This is a genomic window from Burkholderia sp. BCC0398, from assembly GCF_902833245.1.
Classification (GTDB): Bacteria; Pseudomonadota; Gammaproteobacteria; order Burkholderiales; family Burkholderiaceae; genus Burkholderia; species Burkholderia sola.
This window is the reverse complement of the sequence record NZ_CADFEM010000001.1, coordinates 671625-697541: the sequence shown is the minus strand read 5'-3', so window position 1 is coordinate 697541 and position 25917 is coordinate 671625. Positions and strand designations below refer to the sequence as shown.

Genomic DNA, 25917 nt, shown 5'->3' with positions numbered 1-25917 from the left:
ATCCTCCATGACGCTTGCCAATTTTGTGAAGACACTCGTCGGCGGCTCCCGTATCGATTCGCTTCAGCGGGCACGGACGGATACCTGGGCCACATGGATTGCACCGATACCGGGCGAGCATGCATACGGACGCGATCCCGGCTACGAAGACGCATTCTTCGAACTGAAGGACGAAGCCGGAAAGCTGTCGGGAATCGATGACGGGTTGATCGTCCGTGCATGCGAACACCTGCTCAAGGAGACCGGCAAGGATTTGCGGCTCGCCGGCTACTACGCGTTCGCACGCCTGCGGCAGGACGGCACGGCCGGGTTCGCCGACGGACTTGAGCTGGCCGCTGCACTCGTCGACCGGTTTGGCGAAGCGGCTTTGCCCGTCCGTCACGAAGCCAAGAAGGCTGCGCTTGAAATGCTGGCGACTGCGCGTGTGATCGAGACGCTGGATAGTCGTGGCGACTTTGTGCCCGCTGATCTCGAACGTACGTTGGCCGCGCTCGACGTGCTCGTGGCGCATACGGCCGCGTGGCCCGATGCTGCCCGTCCGAATCTGCAGCCACTCGTTTCTCGCTTCGAGAAAAAGGAAGCGCCGGCAAGCAGCGTCGATTCCGGCAAGGCGATGCCGGCAGCGGCTGCGCCGGGCAAAACGTCGGCGGGGTCGATTGCGTCCACACGCGATTTGCTCGATCAGGCCCGCGCGATGTCGGCGTGGCTCCGCGATCAGGAAAACGGCTACTTGCCGTCGGTACGCCTCGTGCGAAGCGTTCGGTGGGATACCTTGCACGAAGTTCCGCCTGCAGACGCCGCGTCGCATACGCGTCTGGCACCGCCACGCGCCGAGTTGCGGCAGCAGATGAAGCGTCTCGTGCTGCAGAAGCACTGGCACGAGTTGCTGGAGCGTGTGGAGGGTGCGTTCATGGAAGGCGTGAATCACCTGTGGCTCGATCTCCAGTACTTCCAGCACGTGGCGCTCGATCACGTCGGTACGCCATACGACGCATGGCGGGCGTTGCTGCGTGCCGATTTCGCGCTGTTTCTCGAACGATTGCCGGGTATCGAACGGCTGGCGTTCAACGACGGTACACCATTTGCCGACGACACGACACTCGAATGGATTGCTCGCCATGCGGTCGTACGCGACCTGGAAGCGGGCGAGACGATTGCGCCACTGCCGGTCTCGGCGGAAAGCGAGAGCGATTCGACCGGCGACTGGCCGGAGATCGAAGTCCAGGCTCGCGAACTGGCTACCCGTGAGGGCATTGAGACGGCTTTTGCGTGGCTCGAAGCGCTGCCCGGCATGAAAACCGATCGACATCGCTATTTGCAGCGGCTCGTGATGGCCCGCTTGGCCGACCATGTCGGCCGTCACGATGCGGCGCTCGCGCTGCTTGCCGAACTCGACGGAACGTCCCGCTCGCTGCCGATGATGCGCTGGGAGCCGGCGCTGACGTTCGAGGTCAAGCAGCAACTGGTCAAAGCACTGAAAGCGATGAGCAGCCGCAAGGACGCCGACAAGCCCGCGCTCGCCCGTCGCATCAGCGAACTGCATGCGGAACTCACGGTACTCGATCCCGCACGCGCGTTGACCCTTTCGTAACGGATTTCCATGGACAACAACGATTCCATCCTGCGCTACTACGAAGCCGAAATGCGATACCTGCGCGAGTCCGGCAAGGCGTTCGCGAAGGCGCATCCCGACCGTGCGCGCCTGCTCAATCTCGATCGCGTCGGCGATCGCGATCCGTATGTCGAACGTCTGTTCGAAGGCTTTGCGTTTCTGACAGGTCGGCTGCGGCAAAAGCTCGACGACGAACTGCCCGAACTGACCGAAGGGCTCGTCAGTTTGCTGTGGCCGCACTATCTGCGGATGATTCCTTCGCTGTCGATCGTCGAGTTGACGCCGTTCGCGGAGAAACTGCAGAAAACCGAAGTCGTGCCGGCCGGGGTGCCGGTGCGGTCCGCGCCGATCAACGTGCCGTCGCCGGGCGGAGTAGAGGGCGTGACGCCGCGGACGGTGCAGTGTGTGTACCGGACGACGCAGGCCGTTGCATTGCAGCCGGTGTCGATCACGCATGCCGGGCCGACCGTGCGCCATGACGGTCGCTCGGTGATTCGACTTGGCTTCTCACTGCAGGGATCGGCGCTGCGCAGCGAAACGGACTTGTCGCGGTTGCGGTTGCATCTGAACGCGGATCTACCGACCGCATTCGCGATGCATCTTGCGCTGACGCGTCAGATCGATGCGATTTGCTTGCGTGTTCCGGAAGTCCGCGACGGCGAACCGGTAGCGCTCGCAGGCGTAACGATCGAGCCGGCAGGGTTCTCGACGGAAGAACGGCTGTGGCCCAAGGCCGACGCGGCGTTCTCGGGATATCAACTGCTGCTCGAATACTTCACGTTCCGCGAGAAATTCCTGTTCATCGATCTATGCGGGCTGGACCTCTCGACGCTTCCCGAAAAATCGACTCGCTTCGAGCTGGAGATTCTCCTGAAGGAAGCGTATCCGTCAGATCAGCGTTTCAACGCGGAGAACGTGCGGTTGTTCTGTACGCCGGTCATCAACCTGTTCGAACTGGATGCCGAGCCGATCGAGATCGACCATCACGAAACCGAATATCGCGTCGTGCCGGCCGGTCATCAGGGCGAGCATGTCGAAACGTATTCGGTCGATGCGATCGCGACGTTCGATCACGATACGGCCGAGCGATACGAATATGTGCCGTTCGCGACGTTCCGGCACCGCGGCGGCATGTTGCGGCACGAGGCGCCGGAACGTTATTTCCACACGCGCGTGCGTTCGGGGGTATCGGGCTTGCATGAGATGTGGGTGATTCTCGGCGGTCACGCGTGGGAAACGATGGACACGCTGCCCGAGGAAAGCCTGTCGCTGCGCGTGACCGGCACGAACGGGCTGCTGCCGCGCAAGGGGCTGCGCGAAGCGAGCCTCGACGAGCTGGCGGCCAGCACGCCGAACGTCGCGGGCGTGCGCAATCTCGTATCGCCGACATTGCCGCTGTATCCGCCGACGGAGGATCGCTTCCAGTGGCGCGTGCTGTCACATCTCGCACCGAACTTCCTGTCGATGATGAACGCGGAGGTGTTGCGCGGCGCTTTGGCGCTGTACGACTGGACGAACGAAGAGCTGAACCGGCGGCGGCTCGCCGGCATCCTGCACGTGTCGCAGGAAATGATCGAGGAGGTGTCGGGCGGGGCGGTCGAGCGCGGCGTGCTGATCGAGGTCACGCTCGATGCGCACGCTTTCTCCGGTGAAGGCGACGTGATGCTGTTCGGCGAGTTGCTGCACCGGTTCTTCGGCGCGTATGCGGAGCTCAATCTGTTCACGAAGCTGGCGATCGTCAGTCTGCCGTCCCGGTCGCGGACGGAGTGGCCGCGCAGCAAGGCACAGCGGGCGCCGTTATGAGTTCATCGATCGATCGGATGCGTGCTGAAGCCGCTGAGGCGAACGGTCTGCCGGCAGTGGCCGAGAGGTTGTTCGAGCGGGCGCCGAAGATGACTTTCATGCAGTTCTGTCGTCTGCTGGAAGCCTGTGCGCCCGAACGTCCCGGGTTTGGTACGCGCGATACGCCGGAGCATGAGCCGGTGCGATTCCGGCCGCGTCCGCGGTTGGGGTTTCCGGCGGGTGAGGTGGCCGCTGTCGAATTCGACGACGAGCACCTCGATGCGCCGCCGACCGTGCGCACGACCTTCATGGGCCTTTATGGCGTCGATGCGGCCATGCCGTCGCACATGATCGACGAGATCGTGCTGCGGGAGGAGGGGCACGAAGCCGTCGAGGCGTTTCTCGATCCGTTCAACCACCGGGCGGCGACGTTGCTGTATCGCGCATGGAAGAAATACCGCTATCCGGAGCGTTTTCGGGCAGGCGGAGTCGACGATTATTCACGGAGCCTGTTATGTCTCGCCGGATTCGGATGGGGTGACAAGCCTTTGCGGGCAGGCTTGCCCCATTCGCGGATGCTCTCGTTGCTGGGGCTGCTGATCCAGCGGACACGCACGTCGGAAGGGCTCGCCGGCGTGGTGGCGCTCGCCGCGCCGGGCGCCGATGTTCGGGTGGACGAATTCTGGGCGGTGACGACGAGTAGCGGTCGGCCAAAGCCGTTGACGTCGGCGAAGCCGGATGCGGATGTGCTTTCGGATGGGAAGCGTAGCGGGCTCGGCGGCGGTTACGTGCTCGGCAGGCGTCTCGCGTATCGCAGTCGAGCCGTGCGTTTGACGTTGTGGCCCGTTGATGCGCAGCAGGCTCAGGACCTGCTGCCGGGTGCGTGGCTGCATCGGGAGGTGATGGCATTCGTCCAGCTGTATGTCGGCATCAAGGCCGACGTGCATTTGCGGATGAAAGTATCGACACGGTTCGTTCCACCCCCGACCGTCGGCGTCGAACGTGCCGCCCCCGCGCCGCGTCTCGGCTGGACGACCGTGCTGCCGTCAGTCGATGAACGCTTGATCGATATTGCGCTCGGGGTGTACGAGGCGTTTTCCGTGCCGCCGCCCAATCCGTATCTCACGCCACACGTCACCTGATTCCGGAGTTTTCATGTTCTATCGAATGAGTGCGGCCGTCGCTGCCGCTGTATTGCTGCTGTCGGGGTGCGGTGCATGGCAGTCGGTGTCGGATGCGTCGACGAATGCCTATCGCGCGGTGTTCTTCAAGCAGGTGAAAGTGCTGGACATCGACTTGATCGCACGTGCTGCGCTGAACCCCGACGATGCGGGGCGACCGACATCGGTTGCCGTCCGCGTCTATCAGCTGAAGGACCGCAAGATGGTCGATGCGGCATCGTATGACGATCTGTTGAAGAACGACCGCACGATACTCGCGCAAGACCTGCAGGGCGGCATGTCGGCTGTCGTGAATCCGGGGGCTTCGTCGAGCCTGTCTCAACCGATGCAACGCGAGACCGAGTACGTGGCGATCGTTGCGCTGTACCGCGCCCCGGGCGCGGCTGAAAACTGGAAGCGCGTCATCGAGAAAAAGAAGCTCGATCCGGACAAACCGCTACGCGTTCGTTTGACGGCGACCGGATTGCAGATGGCGGGGGATGCGCCGAAGTGATTGCGAGGCTCTCGCGTTCGCTGGAGCGCTCAGCACGTGTGTTGAACGCAAAATTCGGCCCATGCGCCGGTTTCCCGGCAATCATGGGCCGCACGGGCCTCACCGATCGTCTTCCCGCACCGAAGACGGATGCCGGCACAGCGCCCGCACTTCCATCTCCATATACGGAAACAGCGGCAGCTGACTCAGCACGTCATGCAGCTGCTGCACGCTTTCGACGTCGAAGATGCTGACGTTCGCATACTGCCCGGCGATTCGCCACAGATGACGCCACGTCCCTTCGTTCATCAGCCGCTGGCACATCGCCTTCTCTTCCGCCTTCAGCGTGGCCGCCTTGACCGGATCCATGTCCGCCGGCAGGCGAACGGTCATTTCCACATGAAACAGCATCCTGCACTCCTTGCGTTGTCGATTCGTCGAACGGGAAGGGCGCTCACGCCTGCGCGCGGGCCCGCTCGACTTCGCTGCCCGGCACGTCCTGCTTGTCCTTGAGCAGCGAGAAGTCGAAGTCGATCAGCGCGAACTGCCCGTCGACGCCGTACGGCTTGCCTTCCGCGCCCTCCGCCTGCTTGACCGGCGGGATCAGCCCGTCGCGCGTCGCGAACGCGAAGTCGTCCCACAGATGCGGATCGCCATCGATGTTGATCTGCGTCGTCAGCTTACGATAACCGTCCGCCGAAACGAAGAAGTGAATGTGCGCCGGGCGATGGCCGTGGCGGCCGAGCTGGTCGAGCAGTTGCTCGGTCTTGCTGCCCGGCGGCACGCTGTAGCCGACCGGCAGCACGCTGCGGAAGCTGTAGCGGCCTTCGGCATCGGTGCGGATCGAGCGGCGCAGGTTGAACGCGGGCTGCGACGCGTCGAAGTACGAGTAATTGCCCAGATGGTTTGCATGCCACACCTCGACCAGCGCGTTCGCGAGCGGCGCGCCGTCCTGGCCGAGCACCCGGCCGCGCATGATCAGCGTCTGGCCCGGATCGGTGCCGTCGTCGAGACGCGCGTGGCCGACCGATTCCGGCGCACCGGCGACATACAGCGGCCCTTCGATCGTACGCGGCGTGCCGCCCTGGATGCCGGCCTTCGCCTCGGCTTCGTCCATCCGCACGTCGAGGAAGCGCTCGAGGCCGAGGCCCGCGGCGATCAGCCCGAATTCGCGGCCGGCTTCGTTCAGGAAGTTGAGCGCGGTCCAGAACTCGCTCGGCTGCACGTCGAAGTCCTCGATCGTGTAGCAGAGGTCCTTCACGATCCGGTTGACGATCGCGCGCACGCGCGGGTTGCCGGGCTTCTCGGCGGCGTCGTCGAAGGTCTTCAGCAGGGCGTCGATGGCTTGCTTGTTCATCTGTGTCTCCGGTTTCGGTTGTCGTGTGGGGATCAGCGGGCGTCGCGTCGCATCCGTTCGATGCGGGCCCAGTCGAAGGTGATGCCGAGGCCGGGCGTCGCCGGCAGATGCAGCTTGAAATCCTGGTAGCGCAGCGGCTCGACGAGGATCTCCTCGGTGAGCAGCAGCGGGCCGAACAGTTCGGTGCCCCATTTCAGCGAGTCGAACGTGCTGAACAGTTGCGCGGACGCCATCGTGCCGGCCGCGCCTTCGAGCATCGTGCCGCCGTACAGGTCGATGCCGGCCGCCGCCGCGATCGACGCGACGCTCGCCGCGCCCTGCAGGCCGCCCGATTGCGCGATCTTCACCGCGAACACGTCGGCCGCGCGATCCTGCGCGAGCGCGAATGCATCGACGGGGCCGTGCAGCGCCTCGTCGGCCATGATCGGCACCTGTGCGAGTCGCGTGAGGCGTTTGAGCCCCGCGCGGTTGGTTGCGGCGATCGGCTGCTCGACGAGGCTCACGCCGGCTTCCGCCAACCGCGCGCAGGCCCAGATCGCATCGGTCTCGCTCCAGGCCTGATTCACGTCGACCCGCACGTCGCCGCGCTCGCCGAGCGCGCGCTTGATCGCGACCACGTGCGCCACGTCGTCGGCGACGGCGTTCGAGCCGATCTTCAGCTTGAACGCGCGATGGCGGCGGGCATCGAGCATCGCTTCGGCTTCCGCGATGTCGCGCTGCGTGTCGCCGCTCGCGAGCGTCCATGCGACATCGACCGCGTCGGTCCGGCGTCCGCCGAACAGTTCGGACAGCGGCACGCCGAGACGCTGCGCCTGCGCGTCGAACAGCGCGGTCTCGATCGCGCACTTCGCGAAGCGGTTGCCCTGGAACAGCTTGCGTGCCCGCGCCATCGCGGCGCCCGGACGCGTCGCGTCCATGCCTTGCAGCAGCGGCGCGAAGTAGGTATCGATATTGACCTTGATGCTTTCGGGGCTCTCCTCGCCGTACGCGAGGCCGCCGATGGTCGTCGCCTCGCCGACGCCTTCGATACCGTCCGTGCATCGAATTCGGATCAGTACGAGCGTCTGGCAATTCATCGTCGCGACCGACAATTTGTGGGGCCGGATCGTCGGCACGTCGACGAGCAACGTCTCGATGCGTTCGATGGTGGCGGCAGTTGCTATCATGCGATTCCTCCTGTTGGTGCACATGGTAGGAATTCCCGCCCCGCGTCGTCCAACACTCTTTCCGACTACTTCCATACCTTCGAGGCATGAAATGGAATTGCGCCAGCTCCGTTACTTCATCGCCGTCGCCGAGGAAATGAACATCACGCGGGCCGCGGAGCGCCTGCACATGACGCAGCCGCCGCTGAGCCGCCAGCTCCAGGCGATCGAGGAAGAGATCGGATTGCCGCTGTTCGAGCGCGGCGCGCGGCCGCTGAAACTGACCGATGCCGGGCGTGTGTTCTATGCGCAGGCGAAACGTCTGGTCGACCAGGCCGACGAACTGGGGCCGCTGACGCGGCGGCTCGCGCAGTCGTCGGAGCGGATCGTGATCGGCTTCGTGCCGTCGGCGCTGTACGGCGCGCTGCCGGACGTGATCCGCGCGTTTCGCGAGGCGCAGCCGGACGTCGAGCTGTCGCTGATCGAGATGTTCACGCTCGAACAGCTCGGCGCGCTGAAGGGCGGGCGGATCGACGTGGGGTTCGGCCGCCTGCGCTTCGACGACGACCAACTGGTGCGCGAGGCGCTGATCGAGGAAAAGCTGATCGCGGCGCTGCCGGTCGGGCACCGGCTCGCCGATCCGGCCCGGCCGCTGACGCTCGCGGATCTCGCGAACGAGACGATGATCGTCTACCCGAGCACGCCGCGGCCGAGCTTCGCCGATCAGCAGTTGTCGGCGTTGCGCGACGGCGCGGTCGTGCCGGCGGCCGTGCACGAGGTGCGCGAGCTGCAGACGGCGCTCGGGCTCGTCGCCGCGCAGGTGGGCGTGTCGCTGGTGCCGGAGAGCGTGGAGGGCGTGCGCGTGAAGGGCGTCGTCTATCGGCGCTTGCCGGAGCCGGGCGCGACGTCGCCGATCATCATGAGCCGCCGGTTGCACGGCGAAAGCGCGGCGACGGCCGCGTTCTGCGCGATCGCGCGGGAGATGATCGTGCCGGCGGCGTGACGTCATGAACTGCAACTAACGGTCGATCCCGGACGCGCAGCCGAATTCCGACAGGGCGGTGCGACGAGAGCCGTTCCGGCACGGTCAAAGCCGGCGAGTAAGCCGCCGCGTGGTGAGGGTGGTGCGCAAGCGCAGCGGGACGACCGTTACGCCTGACGCTGCGCGTCGAGCGTCTCCGACGGCGACTCGCCGAACCTTTCCCGATATGCGATCGCGAACCGCCCGAGATGGGTAAACCCGCAATCGAGCGCGATATCGGCGATCCGCCGGTCGGCTGCCGCGCCGCGCAGCAGTTCGCGCGCGTGCGCGAGCCGCGTCGCACGCAGGTATTGCATCGGGCTCATCCCGCGGAATTGCAGGAACGCGTCGCGCAGCGTCCGTTCGGGCACGTTGGCGGCCTGGACGATATCGGCAAGCTGCAGCGGCTGCGCATAGTGCGCATCGACGAATTCCTGCGCGCGCCGCACGAAGCCCGGCGCCGGGTCGCGGTGCGACGCCTGCAGCACGGACGGCGGATGGCCTTCGATCAGCAGGTCGATCAGCAGATGCTCGAGCTGCGACGCGACACGCGGGTTCGCGTTCGCGCGTTCGAGCAACTCGGGCGACCGCGCGACGAGCATCAGCTGCTGGCGCCACGCGGCGAGCGCGGCGTCGCTGACGTGCAGCACCGGGTCGAGCGTCGTGCGCGGGTCGCCGGTCAGCGCGCCGACGGTCGCCGCGTCGATGCGCAGCACGAACTGCTCGCAATCGGCCGACAGCACCGCGTCGAAGCGTTCGCCGGGCGCGCACAGCACGCCGGTCTGCCCGTCGACGCCGAGCTGCCGCCCCATCGCGCGCACTTCGGCCTGGCCGGACAGGCAGAACATCAGCAGGTAATAGCCGTCGACGGCGTCGACCTGCACGCGCATCGCGTCGCCGAACGCGATCGTGCCGATCCCGAGCCCGCCCAGCCGGACGAAATCCATGTGCGACGCGCCCCGTACGCGGCCGCTCGGCAGCAGCGCGTGCGGCTGCATCACGCGCGAGATCCGCTCGCGCGTCTCGTCGAGATCGCGGGATTCGAACAGCCGGTGCGCGCGCAGCGCGAGCGGCTCGAACGACGTTGGGGACATGGGCCTCAGCCTTGGTATGGACGACGCGCGCTTCGATCCGACGAATGGGTCGCGATCGTGCGCCGGGTCGCGTGTGCCGTCATGCTAGCGCAGAAATCCGCCGAAAGTGGATATTGCGCCGCCGCAATCGCACTTTCCGGATAGACGCCGAATATTAGCTTTTCAAAAATCGGCTCCATGCATTCAACGCAACGGATCGACAAGGAGTCCGACATGGAGCAGACAGAATCGCCCGTCGTTTTCGCCTCACGCGGCGACGCATCCGACGTGAGCTTCCCGCACGACGACGGCTCGCGCGTGCCGTACAAGGTGTTCAGCTCGCGGGCCGTCTACGATCGCGAGCAGGAACGCATCTTCCGCGGGCCGACGTGGAATTTCGTCGCGCTCGAAGCCGAAATCCCGAACGCCGGCGACTTCAAGAGCACGTTCGTCGGCGACACGCCGGTGGTCGTCACGCGCACCGAGGACGGCGCGCTGTCCGCGTGGGTGAACCGCTGCGCGCACCGCGGCGCGCAGGTGTGCCGCAAGTCGCGCGGCAACGCGAGCTCGCACACGTGCGTGTATCACCAGTGGAGCTTCGACAACCAGGGCAACCTGCTCGGCGTGCCGTTCCGGCGCGGCCAGAAGGGAATGACCGGGATGCCGGCCGATTTCGATCCGAAGCAGCACGGGCTGCGCAAGCTGCGCGTCGACAGCTATCGCGGGCTCGTGTTCGCGACCTTCAGCGATGAAGTCGCGCCGCTGCCCGAGTATCTGGGCGAGCAGATGCGTCCGTGGATCGACCGGATCTTCCACAAGCCGATCGAGTATCTCGGCTGCACGCGCCAGTATTCGAAGTCGAACTGGAAGCTGTACATGGAGAACGTGAAGGACCCGTATCACGCGAGCATGCTGCATCTGTTCCATACGACCTTCAACATCTTCCGCGTCGGGATGAAGGCGCGCTCGATTCCGGATGCGAATCACGGGCTGCACAGCATCATCACGGTGACGAAGACGGGCGACGATACGTCGGCCGCGTACAAGCAGCAGAACATTCGGTCGTTCGACGAGGGCTTCCATCTGGAGGACGAATCGATCCTCGATCTCGTGTCGGAATACGACGAGGACTGCACGAACCATATCCAGCCGATCTTCCCGCAGCTCGTGATCCAGCAGATCCACAACACGCTGGTCGCGCGGCAGATTTTGCCGAAGGGCCCCGACAACTTCGAGCTGATCTTCCACTTCTTCGGTTATGCGGACGACACGCCCGAGCTGCGCGCGCTGCGCATCAAGCAGGCGAATCTCGTCGGGCCGGCCGGCTACATCTCGATGGAGGACACCGAAGCGACCGAGCTCGTGCAGCGCGGCACGGTGCGCGACGCCGATGCGACGTCGGTGATCGAGATGTCGCGCGGCAATCCGGACCAGCAGGACACGGTGATCACCGAGAGCCTGATCCGCAAGTTCTGGGTCGGCTACCAGAAGCTGATGGGCTATTGACGCGGGAGCAAAAAATGACGGAAGACATGAAGACGTGGTTCGAGATTTACATGCTCCAGAACCGCTATATCGGGCACCTCGACAACGATCGGCTCGAACACTGGCCGGAGATGTTCACCGAGGACTGTACGTACGAAATCGTGCCGAAGGAGAACGCCGATCTCGGGCTGCCGGTCGGGATCGTCCATTGCACGAACCAGCGGATGCTGCGCGACCGCGTGGTGTCGCTGCGGCACGCGAACATCTATGAAGAGCACACGTACCGGCACATGACGTCGGGCCTGACGATCGTCGCCGAACGCGACGGCGAGTTCGATACCGAGAGCAACTACGTGGTCGTGCAGACGCGCAGCAACGGCGAGTCGAACGTGTACCAGGCCGGCAAGTACTACGACACGGTCGTGCGTACGCCGGACGGGCTGCGCTACAAGACCAAGCGCGTGATCTACGACACGTCGCGCGTGCAGACGCTGCTCGCGACGCCGATCTGACGAAGCAAGGAATCGACATGATTGAAGCAACGCTGGCCGAGTGGCATCCGCTCGGCGCTTTCGACGAATTCTCCGAAGACGAACCGGCGGCGCGCGTCGCCGGCCAGAAGCCGATCGCCGTGTTCCGGATCGGCGACGAACTGTTCGCGATGCACGACCTGTGTTCGCATGGTCACGCGCGCTTGTCCGAGGGCTACGTGGAGGACGGCTGCGTCGAATGCCCGCTGCACCAGGGGCTCATCGACATTCGCACGGGCGCGCCGAAATGCGCGCCGATCACCGAGCCGGTGCGGACCTATCCGATCCGGATCGTCGACGGGCAGGTGGAAGTCAATGTCGGCTGACCCGTTCGTGATCGTCGGCGCCGGCCACGCGGCGCGGCGTACGGCCGAAGCGCTGCGCGAACGCGATGCGGCGGCGCGTATCGTGATGATCGGCGCGGAGCGCGAGCTGCCGTACGACCGGCCGGCGTTGTCGAAGGATGCGCTGCTGACGGACGGCGGCGAACAGCGCGCGTTCATCCGCGATGCCGCGTGGTACGACGCGCAGCGCATCGAGTTGCGGCTCGGCACGCGCGTCGATGCGATCGAGCGCGATGCACGGCGCGTGCGGCTCGACGACGGTGTGTCGTTACCGTACGGCAAGCTCGTGCTCGCGACGGGTTCGCGCGTGCGCACGTTCGGCGGGGCGATCGACGAAGGTGTCGCCGTGCACTACGTCCGCACGGTCGACGATGCGCGTGCGTTGCGTGCGCAACTGGCGCCCGGGCGTCGCATGGCGGTGCTCGGCGGCGGCTTCATCGGCCTCGAAGTCGCGGCGGCGGCGCGTCAGCTCGGCTGCGACGTGACGGTGATCGACCCGGCCGCGCGCTTGCTGCAGCGCGCGTTGCCGGAAGTGGTCGGTGCTTATGCGCGTCGGTTGCATGACGCGCGTGGCGTGAACTTTCAGATGGCGACGCTGCCGCGTGCAATTCGTCGCGCGCCGGGCGGTGGCGCGATCGTCGAGACCGATCGCGGCGACGTGCCGGCCGACATCGTCGTGGTCGGCATCGGCGTGGTGCCCAACGTCGAGCTCGCGCAGGCGGCCGGGCTCGACGTCGATAACGGGATTCGCGTCGACGCGGGCTGCCGCACGGCCGATCCCGCGATCTTCGCGGCGGGCGAGGTGACGATGCACTTCAATCCGCTGCTCGGGCGGCATGTGCGGATCGAATCGTGGCAGGTGGCCGAAAACCAGCCGGCCGTCGCGGCCGCGAACCTGCTCGGCGCCGACGAGCGCTATGCCGAGCTGCCGTGGCTGTGGTCCGATCAGTACGACTGCAACCTGCAGATGCTCGGGCTGTTCGGCAGCGAACGCACGATCGTCGTGCGCGGCGATCCGGCGAGCGGGCCGTTCACGGTGTTCGGGCTCGGCGACGACGGGAAGATCGTCGCGGTGGCCGCGGCGAACCTCGGGCGCGACATCGGCGCGTCGCGGCGGCTGATCGCCGCAGGCGCGGTGCCCGATCCGGTGAAGCTGGCCGACCCGGCGGTCAATCTGAAGACGTTCATGTAGCGGCGCGGCGCGGGCGGCACGCATGCATCGTGCACGCCCGCGCCGGCTACGGGTTTGTCGGTGGCGTCGAAATCGGGGATATTAACGGCATCGCCGATCCGCCCGTCCTCCATGACGCCAGACAAAGCCCTCGAACTGAAACGCAGCAAGCGCCGCGCGCTATGGCTGCTGCTGGCCGCCGTCGCGGTGTTCGTCACGACCATCCTGCTGCCGCGCGGCCCGTGGGTCGACGGCTTCAAGGCGGTCGCCGAAGCCGCGATGGTCGGCGCGCTCGCCGACTGGTTCGCGGTCGTCGCGCTGTTCCGCCGCGTGCCGATCCCGTTCGTGTCGCGCCATACCGAGATCATCCCGAAGAACAAGGACAAGATCGCCGACAACCTCGCGGTGTTCGTGCGCGAGAAATTCCTCGGCCCCGACGCGCTCGCCGCGCAGATCCGCCAGCACGATCCCGCGCAGAAGCTCGGTGCATGGCTCGGCGAGCCGGCGAACACCGACGCGCTCGGCGGCTACGTGACGAAGCTGATGAGCTTCGCGCTCGACATGACCGACGACGCGCGGATCCAGTCGTTCGTCCACGATGCGTTCCGCGCGGTGATCGACCGGGTCGACCTGTCGCAATCGGCCGGCGCGATCCTCGACACGCTGACGAAGGACGGCCGCCACCAGGCGCTGCTCGACGACGCGATCGAACAGGTGGTCGACGTGCTCGACAAGGAAGAAAACCGCGAGGTGATCGCGGGTTTCATCGTCGAATGGCTGAAGACGCAATATCCGAAGGTCGAGAAGATCATGCCGACGCAGTGGTTCGGCGAAAACGGCGCGCGGATGCTCGCGAGCGCGGTGAGCCGCGTGCTCGAGGGCGTCGCGGCCGACCCCGAGCACGAGCTGCGGCAACGCTTCGACCGGACGGTCGTGCGGCTGACCGAGCGGCTGAAGCACGACCCCGCGTTCATCGAGAAGGGCGAGGAGATCAAGCGCTATATTCGCGACGGCGATGCGTTCAACGACTACGTGCGCGATTTGTGGGACCAGTTGCGCGCGTGGCTGAAGGCCGATCTCGCGCGCCCCGATTCGGCGCTGCACCGGCAGGCCGCGACGCTCGGCGGCTGGCTCGGCGCACGGCTCGCCGAGAGCCCGGCGCTGCGCGCGTCGCTGAACGAGCACGTCGAGAAGGCCGTGCACGAGATGGCGCCCGATTTCGCCGATTTCCTGATGCGTCACATTCGCGACACGGTGCGCAACTGGGATGCGCGCGAGATGTCGCGACAGATCGAGCTGAACATCGGCAAGGACTTGCAATACATCCGCATCAACGGCACGCTGGTCGGCGGGCTGATCGGGCTCGGGTTGTATCTGGTGTCGCTCGCGCCGCGCTGGGCGGCCGGGTGGCTGCACTGACGCGGGCACGCGCGTTGCGCCCGCGCCGCGATGCGCTGCGGTGCGTCGCCGGGTTACGCGGCCGCCTTTGCGCCGTGCAATTGCAGGCCGAGCGCCTTGATGACTTTCAGGATCGTGCCGAAGCTCGGATTGCCGTCGTGCGACAGCGCCTTGTACAGCCCTTCGCGCGACAGGCCCGCATCGCGCGCGACTTGCGACATGCCGCGTGCGCGGGCGATCACGCCGAGCGCATGCGCGATGAAGGCCGGATCGTCGCCGCCCTCCTGCAGGCACGCGTCGAAGTACTCGGCCATGTCGTCTTCGGTTTTCAGGTGTTCGGCCGAATCCCACGGCCGCGTGTTGATCTTGTCCATCGTTCACTCCATGTCGAGGTGCGCGAGCATTGCGTGCGCGGCGCGTATGTCGGCCCGTTGCGTCGATTTATCGCCGCCGCAGAGCAGGATCACCCATATCGTTCCGCGCCTCGCGTAATAGATGCGATAGCCGGGGCCGTGGTCGATACGCATTTCGACGACGGGGGAGCCCGCGGATTTCCAGTCGCCCGGATTGCCCATCGACAGGCGGTCGATGCGCGCCTGGATGCGGCGCCGGGCAAGGCGATCGGGCAGGCCGGCAAACCAGGCGTCGAAGACGTCGGTGGTCCGGATGCTGTACGTAGGCGCACTGTAGGGCACGGATTGCAGGATGTCAACCATGGTTCACATGTTCGATGAATGGAATCGGTTGCGCCTACCGTAGCGCCGCGCGCGTCGTTTGAGGTCGAATTGGCCGTCAGGCCGATCCCGTCGCGAGGCCGCAGCCGGCCATCCGGCCGAAGCCGGAATTCCGCGAATCCGTCTACAATCAAAAGCGTCTTTGCCGCCCGTGCGCGCCCGCCGCGTGCGGGCGAGTCCGTTCGTCCTCCGGCATCCGGAGGCGCCGCCGCGCGTCACGCATCGAGCATCGAGCATCGTGTGTTGCGCGGCGAGCAGTGCCGTGGTTTGTGTCCAGTAGGTAAGGCGTCCGCGTGCCGTAGGCCGGCGCGCGTCCTGAACGCCGCGTGTCCGTAGGCCGGGCAGGCGGCATAACCGAGAGTCCCATGAAAGCATCGGATCTGTTCGTGAAGGCGCTGGAAGCCGAAGGCGTCGAGTACGTGTTCGGCATTCCCGGCGAGGAAAACCTCGATCTGCTCGAATCGCTGCGGCGATCGAAGATCAAGCTCGTGCTGACCCGGCACGAGCAGGCGGCCGGGTTCATGGCCGCCACCTACGGCCGCCTCACGGGCCGCACCGGCGTGTGTCTTGCCACACTCGGCCCGGGCGCGACGAACTTCGTGACGGCCGCCGCGTATGCGCAGCTCGGCGGGATGCCGATGCTGATGATCACCGGGCAGAAGCCGATCAAGTCCAGCAAGCAGGGCCACTTCCAGATCGTCGACGTGGTCGACATGATGCAGCCGCTCACGAAGTTCACGCGGCAGATCGTGTCGATCGGCAACATCCCGTCGGCCGTGCGCGAGGCGTTCCGCCGCGCAGAGGAAGAGCGCCCGGGCGCCGCGCACCTCGAACTGCCGGAAGACATCGCGCACGAGGAGGGCGACGGCAAGCCGATCCCGCGCAGCTACAGCCGGCGGCCGGTGGCTGAGGAGAAGGCGGTCGCGCATGCGGTCGACGCGATCCAGGCCGCGCGTCATCCGCTGTTGATGATCGGCGCGGGCGGCAACCGCAAGACCACCTGCAAGATGCTGCTCGAATTCGTCGACAGGACGGGCATCCCGTTCTTCACGACGCAGATGGGCAAGGGCGTGATCGACGAGACGCACCCGCTGTGGCTCGGCAACGCGACGCTGTCCGACGGCGACTTCGTGCACCGCGCGATCGAGCACGCGGATTGCATCATCAACGTCGGCCACGACGTGATCGAGAAGCCGCCGTTCTTCATGCGCACCGACGACAAGACCGTGATCCACGTGAACTTCCTCGGCGCGCAGGTCGATCCCGTCTATTTTCCGCAGATCGAGGTGGTCGGCGACATCGCGAACGCGGTGTGGCAGATGAAGGAAGCGGTGACGCCGCAATCGCACTGGGATTTCGAGCGCTTCAGGATGATCAAGGCGCATTTCGACGCGCATCTGCAGAAAGGGCAGCACGACCCGCGCTTTCCGATGTATCCGGTGCGGATCGTCAACGACCTGTACAACGCGTTGCCGGTGGACGGCATCGTCTGCCTCGACAACGGGATGTACAAGATCTGGTTCGCGCGCTACTGGCGTGCGCACGAGCCTAACTCGCTGCTGCTCGACAACGCGCTCGCGTCGATGGGCGCGGGCCTGCCGTCGGCGATCGCGACGAAGATCGTGCATCCGCAGCGCAAGGTGATCGCCGTGTGCGGCGACGGCGGCTTCATGATGAATTCGCAGGAGCTCGAAACGGCCGTGCGGCTGAAGCTCGACATCGTCGTGATGATCGTGCGCGACGACGCGTTCGGGATGATCCGCTGGAAGCAGGAGAACATGAATTTCCCCGATTTCGCGATGACGCTGCAAAACCCCGATTTCGTGTCGTACGCGCAAAGCTACGGCGCGCACGGGCACCGCGTCGAGTCGGCCGACGATCTCGAGCCGCTGCTGCGCGAGTGCTTCTCGTCGCCGGGCGTGCACGTGATCGACGTGCCGATCGACTATTCGGACAACGAGCGCGTGTTGAACCGCGAGATCAAGCGCCTGTCGGCGCAACTTTGAATTCCCGTTCACAGGAAGGAGTCGTTCCATGTTGAAGGAAACCTATCCGTACTACCTCGCCAACGAAGCCGTCTACGCGAACACCGATCTGGAGGTGACCGACAAGTTCAGCGGCAAGGTCGCCACGCGCGTCGCGCTGGCCGACGCGAAGGCGATCGATGCTGCGATCGCAGCGGCCGTCGACGCGACGAAGCCGATGCGCGAGATGCCGGCCTACAAGCGGCAGGCCGTGCTCGATCATTGCGTCGCGCGCTTTCGCGAACGTTTCGACGAGCTGGCCGAGGCGCTGTGCATCGAGGCCGGCAAGCCGATCAACGATTCGAAGGGCGAAGTCACGCGGCTGATCGATACGTTTCGCGTCGCGTCCGAGGAATCGGTGCGCATCGACGGCGAGATCGTCAACCTCGAGATCTCCGCGCGTGCGCAGGGCTATACGGGCTACACGAAGCGCGTGCCGGTCGGCCCGTGCTCGTTCATCTCGCCGTTCAACTTCCCGCTGAACCTCGCCGCGCACAAGGTCGCGCCCGCGCTCGCGGCCGGCTGCCCGTTCGTGCTGAAGCCCGCGAGCCGCACGCCGATCGGCGCGCTGATCATCGGCGAGGTGCTCGCGGAAACCGACCTGCCGAAGGGCGCGTTCTCGGTGCTGCCCGCGCATCGCGACGGCGCCGACCTGTTTACGACCGACGAGCGCTTCAAGCTGCTGTCGTTCACCGGTTCGCCGGCCGTCGGCTGGGCGCTGAAGGAGAAGGCCGGCAAGAAGAAAGTCGTGCTGGAACTGGGCGGCAACGCGGCGGCGATCGTCGATGCGGACCAGCGCGACCGGCTCGACTACGTGGTCGAGCGGCTCGCGTTCGGCGCGTACTACCAGTCGGGCCAGAGCTGCATCGGCGTGCAGCGGATTCTCGTGCATGCCGACCTGTACGACGCGCTGCGCGAGAAGCTGATCGCGAAGACGCGTTCGCTGAAGATGGGCGATCCGAAGGATCCGTCGACGTTCGTCGGCCCGATGATCTCCGAATCCGAATCGCACCGGCTGTCGGGCTGGATGGACGCGGCCGTCGCGGCGGGCGCGAAGATCGTCGCGGGCGGCAAGGTCGACGGCGCGATGTTCGAGGCGACGCTGCTGGAAAACGTCGGGCGCGAGCAGGACCTGTACCGGAAGGAGGCGTTCGGCCCGGTCGCGATCCTCGAGAAGTTCGACCGCTTCGACGACGCGCTCGCGCGCGTGAACGACAGCGACTTCGGGCTGCAGGCCGGCGTGTTCACCGATTCGCTCACGCATGCGCACCGCGCATGGGACGAGCTGGAGGTCGGCGGTGTCGTGATCAACGACGTGCCGTCGTTCCGCGTCGACAACATGCCGTACGGCGGCGTGAAGGATTCCGGTCTCGGCCGCGAAGGCATTCGCTATGCGATCGAGGACATGACCGAGCCGCGGCTGATGGTCGTGCGGCGCCGGTAACGCGCGGCAGGCAGCGCGGCGCCGCGGCGGCACGCGGGCGGGCGGGCGATCGGGCCGCCCGCGTGCCGTTTTCATGGCGGCGCGCGCAGCGGCACGGCGCCGCGCGTGTCCCGCGCGGCGGCCGCTCGCAACAGGCTCGACTACGGGCCTTCCCTCGTGATGTAATCGCGCGAAACTGCCGACCGGGGTACGACGCCGGAACGCGCAAATTCATTCTTCACGAGGTCGATTCATGTCCCCCGTCTCGGCATTCAAGCTGGTTCTATTGTCATTCCTCGCGATCGTCGCGCTCGAATGCATCGCCAAGCGGTTGAGGCTGCCGCCCGCCGCCGCGCTGCTGATCGGCGGCATCGGCATCGCGTTCATCCCCGGCCTGCCGCCGATCAACCTCGATCCCGAGCTGGTGTTGCTGGTGTTCCTGCCGCCGCTGCTGATGGACGGCGCGTACTTCTCCGTGTGGGAAGAGTTCAAGCGCAACGTCGGCGGCATCCTGATGCTGGCGATCGGCGCGGTCGTGTTCACGACGTTCGCGGTCGGCTTCGCCGTGCACTGGGTGGTGCCGGCGCTGCCGTGGGCCGCGTGCTTCGCGCTCGGCGCGATCGTGTCGCCGCCCGATGCGGTCGCCGCGAAGGCCGTGCTCGAACGGGTCGCGCTGCCGCGCCGGCTGATGGTCCTGCTCGAAGGCGAGAGCCTGCTGAACGACGCTGCCGGCCTCGTGCTGTTCCGCTTCGCGGTCGCGGCCGCGCTCACCGGCGCGTTCAGCCTCGAGCATGCGGTCGTGCGTTTCGCGGAACTCGGGCTCGGCGGCGTGGTGGTCGGCTTCGTGGTCGGCAAGCTTGTGGTTTGGTTCCTGAAGCTGCTCGACGACGACTATCTCGTGATCACTGTCGCGGTGATCGCCGGCTGGATCGCGTACATCGCGGGCGAAATGGTCGAGGTGTCGGGCGTGATCGCGACCGTCACGGCTGGCATGATCGTCGGCTGGCATCAGCACGAGGTGTTCTCGGCGGCCGTGCGTACGCGCGGCACCGCGTTCTGGCAGGTCATCGTGTTCCTGCTCGAGGCGATGGTGTTCGTGCTGATCGGGCTGTCGCTGCGCGGCGCGATCCACCGGCTCGGCGGCTTCGAGCAGGTGCTCGCGACGATGGTGCCGCCCGTGCTCGCGGTGCTGGCGGCGGTGATCCTGTCGCGCTTCGTGTGGATCTACGCGGTCGAGGCGCTGAAGTGGCCGGTGCGTGGCCTCGTGCGGCGCGGCGACGCGCCCGACTGGAAGGCCGCGACGATCATGAGCTGGGCCGGGATGCGCGGCGTGGTGACGCTGGCGATCGCGCTGTCGCTGCCCGAGGCGCTACCCGGCCGCGACGTGATCCTGGTTGCGTCGTTCGCGGTGATCCTCGTGACCGTGCTGCTGCAGGGCACGACGATCGGGCCGCTGATCCGGCTGCTGCGCCTGCCGCAGCGCGACGAGCGCGCCGCGCACCACCTGACCGAGCCGCAGACGTGGGCGTACGTCGAGGCCGCGCAGCTCGCGGCGATCCAGCCGCTCGTGCGCGACGCGCACGGCGTCGTGATCCATCCGCGTCTGCTCGAGCAGTACACGTATCGCGCCGAGCTGACCGAACGGTCGAAGAACGAGCCCGCGTATCCGGCGGAAGTGCGCACCGCGCACTACGACGTGGTGCTGGCCGCGATCCGGGCCGGGCGCGCCGAACTGTTGCGCCTGCATCGGTCGGGGCGCATCCACGACGAGATGCTGCACACGCTCGAACGCGACCTCGACCTGCAGGAAGTGTCCGCGCAGCACGCGCGCGGGTAGGCGGGCGCACGGGCCGGCGTCCTGTCGGCCCTCACACGGCGGGGTCGCGCGCGCGTCGCGCGATTTTTTCTTCTTCCGCCTGCCGTTTGTGACTGTTTTAATCCGGCCCCAATACACACCCTGATACGGCCCGCCACCAGCCTTGCAGCGCATGCAAACCTCATGGCGCCGGTCTCGCAAACGTTATCGTCTTTCGAATCCGGAAATGATCTGATTTATCTGATTCCGTCTCTTTCTGCATATTTGGCAAAACTAAACCGGAAGGAGATAGATGCTGTGTTCTAATTTCATTTAGAATCAGCCGGTTATGTTTATTGAGAGAAAGAATGCGGAGGTAATGCGGGCCGTCGACGGGGAAACAGGCGGCGTCCAAAGCCCCGCAAGGAAGTGCCGACAGGCCAAATCGGCGGAATCAGGCGGGTTTTTCCAACTGCCAATATAAGATAGCGTCCAAGTCGGATAAACAACTCCTATGAAAGAATCGATTGGAGATTCGGCGTTTGAAACTGTATTTATGAAAGAATCGAGCAGTGATAATGCCTTGGATTGCCTCGAATCGGGCTTATCGGTCCTCCTGGTCGACGACCAGCCGTTCGTCGGCGAGGTGATCCGCCGCGCGCTGCGCAGCGAGCACGACATCGACCTGCACGTGTGCACCGACGCGCACCGGGCGATGGCGGTCGCGCGCGACGTGAAGCCGACGGTCATCCTGCAGGATCTCGTGATGCCGGAGATCGACGGCCTCGATCTCGTGCGCGCGTGGCGCGCGGACCCCCGCACCGCGCGCGTGCCGATCATCGTGCTGTCCGCGAAGGAGGAGCCGATCGTCAAGCGCGAGGCGTTCATCGCCGGCGCGAACGACTATCTGGTGAAGCTCCCCGACGCGATGGAGCTGACCGCGCGCATCCGCTATCACTCGAATTCGTACCTGATGTCGCGGCAGCGCGACGAGGCGCTCGATTTCCTGTCGCACGACATGCGTTCGCCGCAGACGTCGATCCTTGCGCTGCTCGACGTCTACCGGGCCGAGCACGGCGACATGCCGGCGATCATGGAGCGCATCGCCGGCCATGCACGGCGCGCGCTCGCGCTCGCCGACGGCTTCATCCACCTGACCCGCGCGCAGTCCGAGCGCCGCGCGCACGAGGTCGTGAGTCTCAACGAGATCGTGCTCGACGCCGTCGACCAGCTGTGGGAGAAGGCGGCCGGGCTCGGCTGCCGGGTGAGCGCGTGCGTGCCCGATACCGAATGCGTGACGATGGGCGACCGCATGATGCTGACGCGCGCGGTCGCGAACCTGATCGACAACGGGCTGAAGTATGGGCCGGCCGGGATGGACGTACATTGCACGCTGAGCGGCGAGGACGGCGTCTGGCTGATCGGCGTCGAGGATGCCGGCGCCGGCATCGCGCCGGAGCAGCGCACGGCCGCGACCGAGTCGTTCGTGCAGCTCGAATCCGCGCACGGCGCGGCGCGCAGCGGTTTCGGCCTCGGTCTCGCATTCGTCCGCGCGACGGCGGCGCGGCATCGTGGCCAGATCCTGATGCGCAATACGGCGCGCGGCTTCATGGTCGCGCTTCGGCTGCCGGCGCAAGCGGAGCGATGATGTCGCGGCGCGGCCTGCCGGCGCCGCGCCGCCCGCGGGACCCCGATGCGCTCGTGGCGCGCCGACCGGCGCGCCAGGCGGGCGCGGATTTTTCAACGCTGAATTTAGAAAGCCCATAACGAACATGGCCACCTTGACGCCCCGCGCGACCAATGAAAGCCTGCATCCGACGATCGGCGCCGCCCGGCTGACGCTCGGCAATCGCATCCTGCTCAGCTTCGGCGTGCTGTTCGTGCTGATGCTGGTGACCGCCGGCGTGTCGTACGAGCGACTGCGCGCGATCAACGCCGAAGCCGTCAGCATCGAGCGCGACTCGCTGCCCGGCGTCTACCTTGCATCGTCGCTGCGCGGCGCGGTCAACGAGTCGTTCACGCTGCTGCAGCGCGGCATCTTCGTCGACACCGAGCCCGACGCCGCGCAGCGCGATCTCGCGAAGATCGCCGACGCGCTGAAGGAAATCGAGTCGATGTCGGTGGACTACCAGAACACGACGTTCCGCGACGACGACCGGCAGCGCTTCATGGCGTTCCGCGGCGCCTACGATCACTACGTGCCGTTGCTGAACGAAGCAGTGCAGAACAGCCGCGCATCGCACGCCGAGGCGGTCGCCGCGTACGCGAAAGCGTTGCCTGCATGGACCGAGGTCGTGCGCAACGCGAACGTGCTGGTGCAGGAGAACCGCAAGTTCGCGGAGCAGTCCGCGAAGCTGATCCGCGAATCCGTGCAGGACACCGAGATCGTGCTCGCGACCGCGCTGGCGTTCATGCTGCTGTCCGCGCTCGGGCTCGGCTACATGCTGTACCGCTCGGTGACGGTGCCGATGGCGCGGCTCGTCGAGGTGCACGACGTGATGCGCACCGGCAACCTGACCCATCGCCTCGATTTGCGCCGCCGCGACGAATTCGGCACGCTCGAGACCGGCTTCAACCGGATGGCCGACGAGCTGACCGAGCTGGTGTCGCGCGCGCAGCAGTCGTCGCTGCAGGTGACGACGTCGGTGGCCGAGATCGCCGCGACGTCGCGCGAGCAGCAGGCGACCGCGAACGAGACCGCGGCGACGACGACCGAGATCGGCGCGACCTCGCGCGAGATCTTCGCGACGTCGCGCGACCTGCTGCGCACGATGAACGAGGTGGCCGGCGTGGCCGAGCAGTCGGCGACGCTCGCGGGCGTGAGCCAGAGCGGGCTCACGCGGATGGGCGAGACGATGCGCAGCGTGATGGACGCGGCCGGCTCGGTGAACGCGAAGCTCGCGATCCTCAACGAAAAGGCGCTGAACATCAACCAGGTGGTCGCGACCATCACCAAGGTGGCCGACCAGACCAACCTGCTGTCGCTGAACGCGGCGATCGAGGCCGAGAAGGCCGGCGAGTACGGTCGCGGCTTCGCGGTCGTCGCGACCGAGATCCGCCGCCTGGCCGACCAGACGGCGGTGGCGACCTACGACATCGAGCAGACGGTGAAGGAAATCCAGTCGGCCGTGTCGGCGGGTGTGATGGGGATGGACAAGTTCTCCGAGGAAGTGCGCCGCGGGATGCTCGACGTGCAGCAGGTGGGCGGCCAGCTGTCGCAGATCATCGCCGAGGTGCAGACGCTCGCGCCGCGCTTCCAGATGGTCAACGAAGGGATGCAGACGCAGGCGAACGGCGCCGAGCAGATCACGCAGGCGCTGTCGCAACTGTCGGAAGCCGCGCAGCAGACGGCCGAGTCGCTGCGCCAGTCGTCGCAGGCGATCGACGACCTGACGCTCGTCGCGAACCAGTTGCGCACCAGCGTGTCGCGCTTCAAGGTCGACGCGTGACGCGCGCCGATCCGCAGAACGGCGCGCACGCGCTGTTCCTGATGTTCGAGCTCGACGGCGAGCGTTATGCGCTCGACGCGGCCGGCATCGACGAGGTGCTGCCGCTCGCCATCATGAAGGCGGTGCCCGGTGCGCCCGACTGGATCGCCGGGCTGCTGATGCGCGGCGGCCAGCCGGTGCCGGTGATCGACGTGCCGATGCTGGCGCTTGGGCGGCGCGCGCAGGCGCTGCGCTCGACGCGGCTCGTGATGGTCCGTCATCGCTCCGGTCACGCCGATGGCGAGCGCACGATCGGCCTGATCGTCGAGCGTGCGACGCAGACGATGCGGATCGACCGCGCGGCATTCCGCGCCAGCGGCGTCTCGACCGCGCGCACGCGCTGGCTCGGGCGGGTCGCGAACACGCCCGACGGCGTCGTGCAGCAGCTGTCGGTGTCCGACCTGATCGACGACGTGGCGCGCCTGTATCTGTTCGACGGCCCGTCGGGCCACGGAGAGGAATTCGCATGAACGCGTCCGAATCGCGCTTTCGCGGCTGGTTGCTGCGCGAGACCGGCATCGACGCCGATTCGCTCGGCAACGATTTCCTGATGCGGGCGCTGACGGATCGCGTGCATGCATTGCAGGCGGACGGCGAGCGCGTGCCGTCGGCCGCGCGCCCGCCCGTCACGCCGGAAGCGCTCGACGCGTACTGGCAGCAGCTCAACGCGTCGGCCGACGAACGGCGCGCGCTGATCGAGCTGTTCGTCGTCCCGGAAACGTGGTTCTTCCGCGACCGCGAAGCGTTCGCGACGCTCGCGCGGCAGGCCGCCGAACGGGTCGCCGCGATGCCCGGCCGCGTGATCCGCGTGCTGAGCGCGCCGTGCTCGACGGGCGAGGAGCCGTATTCGGCGGCGATGGCGTTGCTGGATGCGGGGCTCGAGCCGGCGAACTTCGCGATCGACGCGATCGACCTCAGCGCACGCGCGATCGAACAGGCGCGGCTCGGCTGTTACGGGCGCAATGCGTTCCGCGGGACGGCGACGGAGTTCCGTACGCGGTATTTCACGCCGACCCGCGACGGCTGGCTGCTCGACGAGCGCGTGCGCGCGTGCGTGCAGTTCAGTCACGCGAACCTCGTCGAACCGGTGGCCGACAACGGCATTCGCTACGACTTCGTGTTCTGCCGCAACGTGCTGATCTATTTCGACCGCGATGCGCAGGATCGCGCGATCCGCTCGCTCGACGCGCGTCTTGCCGACGACGGCATGCTGTTCGTCGGGCCGGCGGAGACGGGCGTCGCGATGCGGCACGGGATGCGCTCGGCGCGCGTGCCGCTCGCGTTCGCGTTTCATCGCGAGCCGGCCGGTGCGGCGGCCGATGCAGGCGCGGCCCGGTCGGTTGCGCCGCTGTCCGCGGCGGCGCCGGACCGGCGCGCGGAGCGCTTCACGGTCGCACCGCTCGCCGCGCCGCGCCCGGTGGTGGCCGTCGCGCCGCCGGGCTGGCTCGGCGACGTGCGCCAGCCGTTCGCGGCGGCGCCGGCCTTACAGGCCGCCGCAGTCGACGCGCGGGCCTCTCTGGCGGCGGCGACCGCCGTGGCGGCCGCCCCGGCCTACGACGGGATCGCGCCGACGATCGACGATGCGCCGACGCTGGAGGATGCGCAGGCCCTGGCGAACGCGGGCGCGTTGGACGAGGCCGAGCGCGTGCTCGCGCAGTTCTCGGCGCGCGTCGGCCCGCATGCCGATGCGTTCTACCTGAACGGACTGATCGCGGATGCGCGCGGCCGCGCCGCGGAAGCGAGCGACTTCTACCGGAAGGCGCTGTACCTGCGCCCCACGCATCACGAGGCGCTGACGCATCTCGCGACGCTGCTCGACGTCGGCGGCGATCGCGCGGGCGCGCAATGGCTGCTCGAACGCGCCCGGCGTTCGGCCGGCTGA

General features: G+C 66.7%; 23 protein-coding genes. 17 read left to right on the top strand and 6 right to left on the bottom strand.

Features of this window, described 5'->3' with window-relative positions; all coding sequences use genetic code 11:
• Window positions 1–7: 7 nt before the first annotated feature.
• From tssA to tssJ, 4 genes are read left to right on the top strand one after another with little or no spacing between them, the layout of a single operon-like run.
• Window positions 8–1591, top strand: a complete 1584-nt coding sequence (tssA, locus tag HWX76_RS03075) for a type VI secretion system protein TssA (RefSeq protein WP_176015453.1) — start codon at window positions 8–10, stop codon at window positions 1589–1591.
• A 9-nt stretch (window positions 1592–1600) separates the two neighbouring features.
• The gene (gene tssF, locus HWX76_RS03070; RefSeq protein WP_176015452.1) at window positions 1601–3415 is read left to right on the top strand and encodes a type VI secretion system baseplate subunit TssF; all 1815 of its coding nucleotides are present in this window, start codon (window positions 1601–1603) and stop codon (window positions 3413–3415) included.
• Between the two features lie 17 nt (window positions 3416–3432).
• Window positions 3433–4536, top strand: coding sequence for a type VI secretion system baseplate subunit TssG (gene tssG, locus HWX76_RS03065; RefSeq protein WP_239469003.1), 1104 nt, complete (start codon window positions 3433–3435; stop codon window positions 4534–4536).
• 13 nt (window positions 4537–4549) lie between these two features.
• Window positions 4550–5068: a type VI secretion system lipoprotein TssJ gene (tssJ, locus tag HWX76_RS03060; protein WP_050017399.1), complete on the top strand. Its 519-nt coding sequence runs from the start codon at window positions 4550–4552 to the stop codon at window positions 5066–5068.
• 99 nt (window positions 5069–5167) lie between these two features.
• Here the strand turns inward: tssJ and catC are convergent, their stop codons facing one another.
• Genes catC through HWX76_RS03045 form a run of 3 tightly spaced genes read right to left on the bottom strand, consistent with a single transcriptional unit; the run spans window position 5168 to window position 7570 of the window.
• Window positions 5168–5458, bottom strand: coding sequence for a muconolactone Delta-isomerase (catC, locus tag HWX76_RS03055; RefSeq protein ID WP_050017398.1), 291 nt, complete (start codon window positions 5456–5458; stop codon window positions 5168–5170).
• Window positions 5459–5501: 43 nt separating this feature from the next.
• Window positions 5502–6404, bottom strand: a complete 903-nt coding sequence (gene catA / locus HWX76_RS03050) for a catechol 1,2-dioxygenase (protein WP_089489105.1) — start codon at window positions 6402–6404, stop codon at window positions 5502–5504.
• A 32-nt stretch (window positions 6405–6436) separates the two neighbouring features.
• Window positions 6437–7570: a muconate/chloromuconate family cycloisomerase gene (locus tag HWX76_RS03045; RefSeq protein ID WP_050017396.1), complete on the bottom strand. Its 1134-nt coding sequence runs from the start codon at window positions 7568–7570 to the stop codon at window positions 6437–6439.
• A 91-nt stretch (window positions 7571–7661) separates the two neighbouring features.
• Between HWX76_RS03045 and HWX76_RS03040 the strand changes: the two genes are divergently transcribed.
• Window positions 7662–8552 carry a LysR family transcriptional regulator gene (locus HWX76_RS03040; protein WP_050017395.1) on the top strand — a complete coding sequence of 297 codons (891 nt, stop codon included), beginning with the start codon at window positions 7662–7664 and terminating at the stop codon, window positions 8550–8552.
• 146 nt (window positions 8553–8698) lie between these two features.
• Here the strand turns inward: HWX76_RS03040 and andR are convergent, their stop codons facing one another.
• Window positions 8699–9664 carry an anthranilate 1,2-dioxygenase regulatory protein AndR gene (gene andR, locus HWX76_RS03035; RefSeq protein WP_089489106.1) on the bottom strand — a complete coding sequence of 322 codons (966 nt, stop codon included), beginning with the start codon at window positions 9662–9664 and terminating at the stop codon, window positions 8699–8701.
• A 213-nt stretch (window positions 9665–9877) separates the two neighbouring features.
• Here andR and andAc point away from each other — a divergent pair, with 213 nt between their 5' ends.
• The 5 genes from andAc (at window position 9878) to HWX76_RS03010 (ending at window position 14592) form a co-directional block, all read left to right on the top strand.
• Window positions 9878–11149 carry an anthranilate 1,2-dioxygenase large subunit AndAc gene (andAc, locus tag HWX76_RS03030; RefSeq protein ID WP_050017393.1) on the top strand — a complete coding sequence of 424 codons (1272 nt, stop codon included), beginning with the start codon at window positions 9878–9880 and terminating at the stop codon, window positions 11147–11149.
• A gap of 14 nt (window positions 11150–11163) precedes the next feature.
• The gene (gene andAd, locus HWX76_RS03025) at window positions 11164–11640 is read left to right on the top strand and encodes an anthranilate 1,2-dioxygenase small subunit AndAd (RefSeq protein ID WP_006479528.1); all 477 of its coding nucleotides are present in this window, start codon (window positions 11164–11166) and stop codon (window positions 11638–11640) included.
• Between the two features lie 17 nt (window positions 11641–11657).
• A complete protein-coding gene (andAb, locus tag HWX76_RS03020; protein ID WP_124553930.1) occupies window positions 11658–11984 on the top strand; it encodes an anthranilate 1,2-dioxygenase ferredoxin subunit AndAb in 327 nt (108 codons plus the stop codon).
• Window positions 11974–13194: an anthranilate 1,2-dioxygenase system ferredoxin--NAD(+) reductase gene (andAa, locus tag HWX76_RS03015; protein ID WP_176015451.1), complete on the top strand. Its 1221-nt coding sequence runs from the start codon at window positions 11974–11976 to the stop codon at window positions 13192–13194. Before andAb ends, andAa begins: the two co-directional genes overlap by 11 nt.
• Before the next feature lie 111 nt (window positions 13195–13305).
• On the top strand, window positions 13306–14592 hold the full coding sequence (locus HWX76_RS03010) for a DUF445 domain-containing protein (RefSeq protein ID WP_069618588.1): 1287 nt from the start codon (window positions 13306–13308) through the stop codon (window positions 14590–14592).
• Window positions 14593–14645: 53 nt separating this feature from the next.
• Here the strand turns inward: HWX76_RS03010 and HWX76_RS03005 are convergent, their stop codons facing one another.
• Together HWX76_RS03005 and HWX76_RS03000 are read right to left on the bottom strand one after the other, a co-directional pair.
• Entirely contained in the window at window positions 14646–14945 is a 300-nt protein-coding gene (locus tag HWX76_RS03005; RefSeq protein ID WP_050017389.1) for an addiction module antidote protein, read from the bottom strand.
• A gap of 3 nt (window positions 14946–14948) precedes the next feature.
• Window positions 14949–15287, bottom strand: a complete 339-nt coding sequence (locus HWX76_RS03000) for a type II toxin-antitoxin system RelE/ParE family toxin (RefSeq protein WP_050017388.1) — start codon at window positions 15285–15287, stop codon at window positions 14949–14951.
• Between the two features lie 383 nt (window positions 15288–15670).
• Between HWX76_RS03000 and HWX76_RS02995 the strand changes: the two genes are divergently transcribed.
• The 7 genes from HWX76_RS02995 (at window position 15671) to HWX76_RS02965 (ending at window position 25917) form a co-directional block, all read left to right on the top strand.
• Entirely contained in the window at window positions 15671–17311 is a 1641-nt protein-coding gene (locus tag HWX76_RS02995; protein ID WP_124631273.1) for an acetolactate synthase large subunit, read from the top strand.
• A 28-nt stretch (window positions 17312–17339) separates the two neighbouring features.
• Window positions 17340–18773, top strand: a complete 1434-nt coding sequence (locus tag HWX76_RS02990; RefSeq protein ID WP_124681325.1) for an aldehyde dehydrogenase family protein — start codon at window positions 17340–17342, stop codon at window positions 18771–18773.
• Between the two features lie 232 nt (window positions 18774–19005).
• A complete protein-coding gene (locus HWX76_RS02985) occupies window positions 19006–20589 on the top strand; it encodes a Na+/H+ antiporter (protein WP_050017385.1) in 1584 nt (527 codons plus the stop codon).
• Between the two features lie 472 nt (window positions 20590–21061).
• The gene (locus HWX76_RS02980) at window positions 21062–22195 is read left to right on the top strand and encodes a hybrid sensor histidine kinase/response regulator (protein WP_176015450.1); all 1134 of its coding nucleotides are present in this window, start codon (window positions 21062–21064) and stop codon (window positions 22193–22195) included.
• 124 nt (window positions 22196–22319) lie between these two features.
• Window positions 22320–23996, top strand: a complete 1677-nt coding sequence (locus tag HWX76_RS02975; protein ID WP_050017383.1) for a methyl-accepting chemotaxis protein — start codon at window positions 22320–22322, stop codon at window positions 23994–23996.
• Window positions 23993–24505 (top strand): chemotaxis protein CheW, encoded by a 513-nt coding sequence (locus HWX76_RS02970; RefSeq protein ID WP_089489112.1) that lies wholly within the window; start codon window positions 23993–23995, stop codon window positions 24503–24505. The genes HWX76_RS02975 and HWX76_RS02970 overlap by 4 nt, the downstream gene beginning before the upstream one ends.
• Window positions 24502–25917: a CheR family methyltransferase gene (locus HWX76_RS02965; RefSeq protein WP_176015449.1), complete on the top strand. Its 1416-nt coding sequence runs from the start codon at window positions 24502–24504 to the stop codon at window positions 25915–25917. Before HWX76_RS02970 ends, HWX76_RS02965 begins: the two co-directional genes overlap by 4 nt.

Bases quoted from the DNA above. Each gene is read 5' to 3' on its own strand.
- tssA (WP_176015453.1), top strand. From the start codon at position 8: ATGACGCTTGCCAATTTTGTGAAGACACTCGTCGGCGGCTCCCGTATC.
- tssF (WP_176015452.1), top strand. From the start codon at position 1,601: ATGGACAACAACGATTCCATCCTGCGCTACTACGAAGCCGAAATGCGA.
- tssG (WP_239469003.1), top strand. From the start codon at position 3,433: ATGCGTGCTGAAGCCGCTGAGGCGAACGGTCTGCCGGCAGTGGCCGAG.
- tssJ (WP_050017399.1), top strand. From the start codon at position 4,550: ATGTTCTATCGAATGAGTGCGGCCGTCGCTGCCGCTGTATTGCTGCTG.
- catC (WP_050017398.1), bottom strand. From the start codon at position 5,458: ATGCTGTTTCATGTGGAAATGACCGTTCGCCTGCCGGCGGACATGGAT.
- catA (WP_089489105.1), bottom strand. From the start codon at position 6,404: ATGAACAAGCAAGCCATCGACGCCCTGCTGAAGACCTTCGACGACGCC.
- HWX76_RS03045 (WP_050017396.1), bottom strand. From the start codon at position 7,570: ATGATAGCAACTGCCGCCACCATCGAACGCATCGAGACGTTGCTCGTC.
- HWX76_RS03040 (WP_050017395.1), top strand. From the start codon at position 7,662: ATGGAATTGCGCCAGCTCCGTTACTTCATCGCCGTCGCCGAGGAAATG.
- andR (WP_089489106.1), bottom strand. From the start codon at position 9,664: ATGTCCCCAACGTCGTTCGAGCCGCTCGCGCTGCGCGCGCACCGGCTG.
- andAc (WP_050017393.1), top strand. From the start codon at position 9,878: ATGGAGCAGACAGAATCGCCCGTCGTTTTCGCCTCACGCGGCGACGCA.
- andAd (WP_006479528.1), top strand. From the start codon at position 11,164: ATGACGGAAGACATGAAGACGTGGTTCGAGATTTACATGCTCCAGAAC.
- andAb (WP_124553930.1), top strand. From the start codon at position 11,658: ATGATTGAAGCAACGCTGGCCGAGTGGCATCCGCTCGGCGCTTTCGAC.
- andAa (WP_176015451.1), top strand. From the start codon at position 11,974: ATGTCGGCTGACCCGTTCGTGATCGTCGGCGCCGGCCACGCGGCGCGG.
- HWX76_RS03010 (WP_069618588.1), top strand. From the start codon at position 13,306: ATGACGCCAGACAAAGCCCTCGAACTGAAACGCAGCAAGCGCCGCGCG.
- HWX76_RS03005 (WP_050017389.1), bottom strand. From the start codon at position 14,945: ATGGACAAGATCAACACGCGGCCGTGGGATTCGGCCGAACACCTGAAA.
- HWX76_RS03000 (WP_050017388.1), bottom strand. From the start codon at position 15,287: ATGGTTGACATCCTGCAATCCGTGCCCTACAGTGCGCCTACGTACAGC.
- HWX76_RS02995 (WP_124631273.1), top strand. From the start codon at position 15,671: ATGAAAGCATCGGATCTGTTCGTGAAGGCGCTGGAAGCCGAAGGCGTC.
- HWX76_RS02990 (WP_124681325.1), top strand. From the start codon at position 17,340: ATGTTGAAGGAAACCTATCCGTACTACCTCGCCAACGAAGCCGTCTAC.
- HWX76_RS02985 (WP_050017385.1), top strand. From the start codon at position 19,006: ATGTCCCCCGTCTCGGCATTCAAGCTGGTTCTATTGTCATTCCTCGCG.
- HWX76_RS02980 (WP_176015450.1), top strand. From the start codon at position 21,062: ATGAAAGAATCGATTGGAGATTCGGCGTTTGAAACTGTATTTATGAAA.
- HWX76_RS02975 (WP_050017383.1), top strand. From the start codon at position 22,320: ATGGCCACCTTGACGCCCCGCGCGACCAATGAAAGCCTGCATCCGACG.
- HWX76_RS02965 (WP_176015449.1), top strand. From the start codon at position 24,502: ATGAACGCGTCCGAATCGCGCTTTCGCGGCTGGTTGCTGCGCGAGACC.